A 7,034-nucleotide genomic window follows, 5' to 3' on the forward strand; every position below is an offset into this window, starting at 1 on the left:
CCCCCGAAAGCCGCAAGGCGTTCCGCAAGGCACTGGGCGACGCCAACCAGAAGAACCGCGCCCTGTCGCAGCAGGCCCGCGCCGAGCGGCAGTCGGCGCTGAACGCCCTGGGCCAGCCCGGCTACGACGCGGCCGAGGTCTCCAAGCGGCTGGCCCTGGCGCGATCGCTGGATCTACAGGCCCGGGCCAATGTCGAGGCGGCCCTGGCCGCCTTCGCCGCGACCTTGCCGCCGCCCGAGCGCGTGGCCCTGGCCGACGCGTTGGAGGAGGTCTACGCCCCCGCCCGGGTGGGCGCGCTGCCCAGCCCGAACTGATTTTCGCGGGGGCGCGTAACCAAACGGCGGCCCGGCCCGTATCTAGGATGAGTTTCGCTTTCGGAGCGCTTCCATGCTGATCCGCCACGCCCCCGACCTGACCGACAACGACGTCACCGACCATGGCCTCTATCTGAAGCGCCGCACCTTGATGGCCGGTTTGGCGGGTCTGGGCCTGGCCGGCGCGGCCAGCGAGGCGCGGGCGGGCCTAGCCTACACGAAGGGCTTTTCGACCACCGAGAAGCCGACCTCGAAGGACGACATCACCACCTACAACAACTTCTATGAGTTCGGCGTCGACAAGAGCGACCCCTCTCAGAAGTCGGGCCGCTTCAAGCCGCGCCCGTGGACGGTGCGGATCGATGGCGCGTGCGAGGCGCCGCGCACGGTCGCGATCGAGGACCTTATCGGCAAGAACAGGCTGGAGGAGCGCATCTACCGGATGCGCTGCGTCGAGGGCTGGTCGATGGTGATCCCCTGGATCGGCTTTCCGCTGAAGGATCTCCTGGCCACTGTCAAACCAACGTCCAAGGCCAAGTTCGTCGCGTTCGAGACGGTGATGCGGCCCTCGGAAATGCCGGGCCAGAGCTGGAACACCCTGGAGTGGCCCTATCGCGAGGGCTTGCGGATCGACGAGGCGATGCACCCGCTGACCCTGATGGCGGTGGGGCTGTATGGCGACGTGCTGCCCAATCAGAACGGCGCGCCGCTGCGGCTGGTCGTGCCGTGGAAGTACGGCTTCAAGGGCGCGAAATCGATCGTTCGGATCAGTCTGGTCGAGAAGATGCCGGCCACCTCGTGGAACAAGTTGGCCGCGCGTGAATACGGCTTCTATTCCAACGTCAATCCGGCGGTGGACCATCCTCGCTGGTCGCAGGCCACCGAGCGCCGCATCGGCGAGTTCCGCCGTCGCGAGACCCTGCCGTTCAACGGCTATGGCGAGTGGGTGGCCGATCTCTACAGGGGCATGGACCTGAGGGCGAACTTCTGATGTTCGGCCCCATCCCGTTCTTCCCGGCGAGTGCCGGGACCCAGTTTCAGGCAGAGCTTGTGTCCCGTCTGGCCCGTCCCAGCCTTATGATCTGGACCCCGGCGTTCGCCGGGGAAATCGGGTTTGGGGTTGGCGCGTGAATCAACCGACCAAGCGCAAGAAGCGCCCCTCCAAGCTCCGGGACAACCTGGTCTACGCCGTCGTCTGGCTGGCCTGTTTCGCGCCGCTGGTTTGGCTGGCGTGGAAGGGGTTCAACGGCGCGCTCGGCGCCAATCCGATCGAGGCCCTGATCCGCCAGCTCGGCGTCTTTGGCCTGCGTCTGCTGCTGGTCGGCCTGGCGATCACCCCGGCGGCGCGGATCTTCAAGCAGCCCCGGCTGATCCGATTCCGACGCACCGTCGGCCTGTTCGCCTTCAGCTATATCCTGCTGCACCTGCTCAGCTATGTCGGCGTCGACCTGTTCTTCGACTGGAACCAGCTGTGGAAGGACATTCTCAAGCGCCCCTTCATCACCCTGGGCATGTTGGCCTTCGTACTGCTGATCCCCTTGGCGGTGACCTCGACCAACGGCTGGATCCTTCGGATGGGACGGGCCGCGTGGTCGCGGCTGCACCGGCTGATCTACGTCATCGTCCCGCTGGGGGTGATCCACTACTACCTTCTGGTGAAGGCCGACCACCGGCCGCCGATCGTCTATGGCGCGATCCTGGCGGTGCTGTTGGGTTGGAGGATCTGGGCGGCGCGTTCGACGCGCTTAAGGCTCTAGAGTCCTGTTTTCGTAGCGCTTCGGCGGAAAGCCGGCGACCACTTTTCCGCGCGATTCCCTAACGCGGCTGCCAGGTCGAGCGGTTGAGATAGGGGCCGCTATAGGCCGATGGTTGAGGTTGAGGTTGAGGCCGAGGCTCGCGGGGCGCGCTGGGCGGCTGCGTCGTGGCCACGCGCCGGGCGCCCGGATCGAACGGCTGAGGCTTTGCCGGAAGGCGCGCGCGGTCGGCTTCGGGCAAGCATTGCGGAGCATCGATCTTGTAGAGGCTGGACGCGAAGTCATAAACGCTTCGCTCAACAAGCGTTCTGACAGCGAGCTGTATGGGCTCCAATTCGCTTTTTCCGACCGAAATGTCGAACACGTTCCCGTTCAGGAAATCGAAAATTCCCGGCTTTATTTCCTTGCCGATCGTCTGCTTTTGATAGGACGTGACCCTGACCACTTCCTGAGACCTCGAATTGATCATTCTAAGGTCTAGCGCCACGTTGATGATGTAGTTGCCGGCGCTGAATGATCCCTTGGCGCCGCCCGTTCCCACGTCGCCCACCCGGGCGTCGATGCCGGAAGAGTGGATATTGTAGTTCAGCTCGGTGACACCGCCGACGATATAGTAGTCCGAGCCCGCGATCTGGCCCGCGAGAATGCGGCGATAGTTGTCTGGATTCTCGCCGGCGGCCTGCGGATTGTCAGACAGCTCATGCGTCTTGGCGTAGGCCAGTTCGATATCGGAAACGGATCGGTCCGCGCGCTCGACCAGGCGGATCCCCGCGCGTTCCAGGGCGGTCACCGCGAACAGGGTCGAGCCCTGCGAAACCTTGGCGCCAGTGTCGAAGTCCCGTTTGCCGGTCAGGTCCGAGATCGCGCCGACGGCCACTCGCGGCGGCGTGACGCCCGCGCTCGCCGCGCGATCGCGCAGGCAATAGAGCGAGGCCGAATACTGCGTCGGATTGATCGTCGCGGGCGCGCCGCCGATCGGTTTGGCGTAGAGGCCCGTGACCGGGTCGGCCTTATTGTAAGAACATCCCGAAACCAGGATGGTCAAAAGGCTCAGCGCCACGCGCGTCGCCAAGCGCCGCGAGCGAGGCTTTTGGCTTAGCGAGCTGTCTTCGCAAAATACTCTTTGGGCGGAGTCTTGCATTCATCTTACGTGTATGGGCGCTGTTATATTCATAGGCGCCATATCTTAAGATAGCTTATCGAGGTTGTCCGTTCGCCGAGGCTTGATAGGCCAGATCGGCGGGCGTGGGACCTTGAGGCTCGGCGCCGGGAGACAGGCAGGCGCTCTTGACCGTCTGGCCATAGAAGCCGGCCGTCAGTTCGAAAACGCCGCGCTCGACCAAGGTGCGAACGGCCGCCTGGATCGGCTCCATGCCGCTGCGGCCGCCCGACAGGCTGGCGCCGACCTTGTCGCCGCCGCCGTTCAATCCAAGGTTCAGGCTCTTGCCGATCAGTTGCTTCTGATAGGAAACCGTATCGATCACTTCCTGGGTTCTGGAGTTCACCAGGCGCAGATCGATCGCCACGTTCAGCACGTAGCTCTGTTCGGTCACATTGCCGCGCAGGCCCGTCGCCAGACGGTTGCCGACCGTGGCGTCGACGCCGGACGAACGGATATTGTAGTTGAGCTCGGTCACGCCGCCGACGATGTAGTAGGACGAGCCTGCGATCTGGCCGGCGTAGATCCGCCGATAGTTATCCGGGCTCTGGCCAGCGAGTTGGGGATTGTCCGAGAGCAGGTGCTGGCGCGAATAGTTGAGCTCGATTTCCGCGACAGAGTTGTCGAGGCGTTCCACGACGGGAAAGCCGGCCTTGGTCAGGGCGGTGATCGCGAACAGCGAAGCGCCCTGGCTGATCTTGGCGCCGGTGTCGAAATCGATCTTTCCGGTCAGGTCCGAGACCCGTCCCACCGAGATTCTCGGCAGCCGGGTATTGCTGCGGTGCGAGGCCAGACAGCTCAGGGCCGCGCTATAGGCCGTGGGATTGCGCGTGGCCGGGGCGTCGCCCAGCACCGGAGCGTAGTTTCCATCGAGATTGGCGGCCGAGGCGCCGGAAACCGAGGTCGCGGCGACCAGCGCGGTCAGCAGGGCGATCACCCTGTGCGTCGACTTTTGTTTCGGCATGGAACACCCATTCGAAGGACTGATACTCAAGAGGCGGATTGCACGAACCGCGCCATGCTCAAGCTGTTGGATAGCGATCCACGGCCCGCCTATTGGCCGGTGGACTGCGTGACCTTTTCATTGAGCACGGCGGTCGCCGAAACGGCGCCGTTGTTGATCTGGGTGCTGTTGAGCACCACGGTGTTCCAGGAGCCGCTGACCTGGATATTGACCAGGTTGCCGATCGCCGAGGCGTTGGCGGCGCTGGTCGAAGCGGCTCCGCTCTGGAAGTAGTTGGCCCCCGAAGCGGCCTTGCTGGAGTCGGTGTTCACGGCGCTGCCGCCGCTGCCGGTCTGGATCAGGCCATCCATCACGACGCGGTTGCCGTTGGCGTCGCGCGTGGAGGGGTTGATCGGTTGGCTTTCCAGCGCGCGTCGATTGCCGTAGCCGGCTTCGTACCCGCCGACCACGCTGCTTTGCGCCAGCGCCGCCGTGCCGCAGAGGCAAGTCGTGAGCCCAGCGGCGGCCAGGATCATCGTGCTGATTTTCTTCATGTCGCGGTGTCCTGCGATGGGAGCCCGGAGACTCGGCCCCGGCGATCACCGGCCCCCGGAGGGGCGGTCGCGATGGGGCGACCGCCTCTGGCGAGATCCGATGATCGACGGGGTTGGACGTTCGGATTTCGGACTTAGAAGCCCTTGACGCTGACGGTGTTGCCGATCGCCGAGGCGGCGGCGGTCAGGGCGCCGGTGACGGTGTTGACGTTGACATTGGCCACGGCCGAGACCGGAGCGGCGTGGGACACCTGGCTCAGGGCGGCGGTGGTGAAGTCGCCGTTGATCGAGGCGTTGTTGTTGACCGCCGTGGCGGCGACATCGACCGCGCCGTCAACGTTGCCGAGCTTGGCGTTGAGGGTCGCCGAGGGGTCGCGGTTGGAGACGGTCTGGTTGATGACGGCGGCGCCCATCTTGTCGATGGTCAGCGAGGTGTTGTTGGCCATGGCGGTGCTCTTCAGCGACACGTCACCGGTCACGTCGGGCAGCTTGGCGTTCAGGGTGGCGTAGGCTTCGCCTTCGAAGGTCTGGTTCGAGGTCACGCCGCTGGCCGCGCGGCCGGTGGCTTGGAAGTTGTTGGCGACCGCGGTGGCCGCGGCGTCGACGCCGCTCAGGGCGTGGTCGACGGTCAGGTTCAGCGCGCCGCTGACAACCGCGTTGGCGCCGTTCCAGGTTTGCGCGTTGGAGATGCCCTTGGTCGGCAGGACATCGTAGCACGGGTCGGTCGGACGGCACGACGTGGTCGTGGCGTTCGGGTCCGTGGTGGTGGTTTGGGCCGAGGCGTAGCCGCCGACGACGGTCAGGCTGAACGCGCAAGCCGCGCCGAGAATCTGCTTCTTCATAGTAGTACTCCCCGAAAGTCTCTTCGCCGGGATGGCGATCGAGATGCCGGTGGGGGAGCAATTTGGCGGCCAAACTCGCCTATTGAGCCGCATGAAGGGCGTTAAGGAATTGGTAGTTGTATAATTTCCTGTTTTCGAAATTGTTTTTGTATGTGTGTTTTAAATCCTAATTTTCATTAGGCTATTTCGTTTACGCCGCCGTGTCTCCGAATGGCGTCCCGTGATCGGTCAATGTCTCGAATTGACGCGGGTGGCATCGCCGAAAGCGGACATGCATCGAGGCGGAAGTCGGGGGAGAAGGGCGCCGCCCCGCTCCTCCTGACGCCTATTTCAAGGACTTCGCATAGGCCTGGGCCTGGCCGATCAGGCGCAGCACGTTGCCGCTCCAGATGGCCTGGATGTCGGCGTCGCTATAGCCCTCGGCCTTCAGACGCGCGGTGATCTTGGGCAGGTCCGCGACGTCCTCCAGCCCCTCGATTCCGCCGCCGCCGTCCCAGTCGGCGCCGACGCACACGGCCTTGGGACCGGCGATCTTCAGGGTGTGCAGCATGCTCTCCATGAAGATGTCGAAGTTGGCGCGCGCGGGCGGGTACTGCTTGTCGACCGCCACGCGCTTGGCCATCCAGGCCTTCACGTCGGCCTCGGTCGCGTCTTCGCGCGGCGGACGCGGGATCGCCGCCAGCGCGGCCTTGCGCTCGGGGCTGTCGACGCTGGCCTTCAGATAGACCGTGTTGATGCAGATCGCGCCGCCGCTGTCGGCGATCTTCTTGATGCGGCTGTCATCCAGGTTGCGGGGGTGGTCGAAGACGGCCCGGGCGCCCGAGTGCGAGGCCAGGATCGGCGTCTTGGAGAGCAGCACCGCCTGATCGACCACGTCGTCGCTGGCGTGGCTGACGTCCACCAGGATGCCCAGACGGTTGGCCTCGGCCAGCCAGCGCAGGCCCAGCGGTGAGAAGCCATGCCAGATCGGCTTGTCGGTCGAGCTGTCGGCGAACTGGTTGTCCCGGAAGTGCACCGGCCCGGCCAGGCGCACGCCGGTCTTGTAGAAGGTCTGCATCAGGGAAAGGTCCTCGCCCATCGGCCAGGAGTTCTCGATGCTCTGGAAGACGAAGATCTTGCCCGCCTTGTTGATGCGGACGGCGTCCTCGGGCGTGTAGGCCAGCTCGAACTGGTCGGGGTGGGCGGCGACCATCTCGCGGATCTCGGTCGCGCGGTTGAGGGCGAAGTCGCGCGCCTTCTGATAGCCGGCCTCGGTCAGGTCGCCCTGGGCCGTATAGATCGCGAAGAAGCCGCCGTCCAAGCCGCCCGCCTTCATGCGCGGCAGGTCGACCTGGGTGCCGTCCTCGGTGACGACGTGCCGGTCCAGCATCGACCAGCCCGGGCGCGAGAAGTGCTCGGGCGTGTCGAGGTGGGTGTCGAGGGTCAGGAAGCTGTCGTGCAGCGCCTTGATCGCCTTTGTCACGCCGCT

Annotated in this window: 7 protein-coding genes and 1 pseudogene; 3 read left to right on the forward strand and 5 right to left on the reverse strand. The window is 64.9% G+C overall.

The features are described from left to right. The 3 genes and pseudogenes from FCU40_RS22030 to msrQ all read left to right on the forward strand — a co-directional run. A partial coding sequence (locus FCU40_RS22030; protein ID WP_168077904.1) for a periplasmic heavy metal sensor occupies positions 1 to 314 on the forward strand: 314 nt, incomplete at its 5' end. 73 nt (positions 315 to 387) lie between these two features. Next, a complete protein-coding gene (msrP, locus tag FCU40_RS22035) occupies positions 388 to 1,305 on the forward strand; it encodes a protein-methionine-sulfoxide reductase catalytic subunit MsrP (protein WP_168077906.1) in 918 nt (305 codons plus the stop codon). A gap of 123 nt (positions 1,306 to 1,428) precedes the next feature. Next, a pseudogene (gene msrQ, locus FCU40_RS22040) lies at positions 1,429 to 2,071 on the forward strand (protein-methionine-sulfoxide reductase heme-binding subunit MsrQ). 58 nt (positions 2,072 to 2,129) lie between these two features. Here msrQ and hfaB (FCU40_RS22045) read toward each other — a convergent pair. The 5 genes from hfaB (FCU40_RS22045) to FCU40_RS22065 form a co-directional block, all read right to left on the reverse strand. Further along, entirely contained in the window at positions 2,130 to 3,128 is a 999-nt protein-coding gene (gene hfaB, locus FCU40_RS22045) for a holdfast anchoring protein HfaB (RefSeq protein WP_241693682.1), read from the reverse strand. 136 nt (positions 3,129 to 3,264) lie between these two features. Beyond that, a complete protein-coding gene (gene hfaB, locus FCU40_RS22050; protein ID WP_168077912.1) occupies positions 3,265 to 4,191 on the reverse strand; it encodes a holdfast anchoring protein HfaB in 927 nt (308 codons plus the stop codon). 89 nt (positions 4,192 to 4,280) lie between these two features. After that, the gene (hfaA, locus tag FCU40_RS22055) at positions 4,281 to 4,724 is read right to left on the reverse strand and encodes a holdfast anchoring protein HfaA (RefSeq protein ID WP_241693683.1); all 444 of its coding nucleotides are present in this window, start codon (positions 4,722 to 4,724) and stop codon (positions 4,281 to 4,283) included. A gap of 134 nt (positions 4,725 to 4,858) precedes the next feature. Next, the gene (locus FCU40_RS22060) at positions 4,859 to 5,566 is read right to left on the reverse strand and encodes a hypothetical protein (protein ID WP_168077914.1); all 708 of its coding nucleotides are present in this window, start codon (positions 5,564 to 5,566) and stop codon (positions 4,859 to 4,861) included. 325 nt (positions 5,567 to 5,891) lie between these two features. Then, the coding region (locus FCU40_RS22065; RefSeq protein WP_168077916.1) for a dipeptidase at positions 5,892 to 7,034 on the reverse strand (1,143 nt) is incomplete at its 5' end.

It is taken from the genome of Caulobacter sp. SSI4214, from assembly GCF_012184455.1.
GTDB classification, from domain to species: domain Bacteria; phylum Pseudomonadota; class Alphaproteobacteria; order Caulobacterales; family Caulobacteraceae; genus Caulobacter; species Caulobacter vibrioides_E.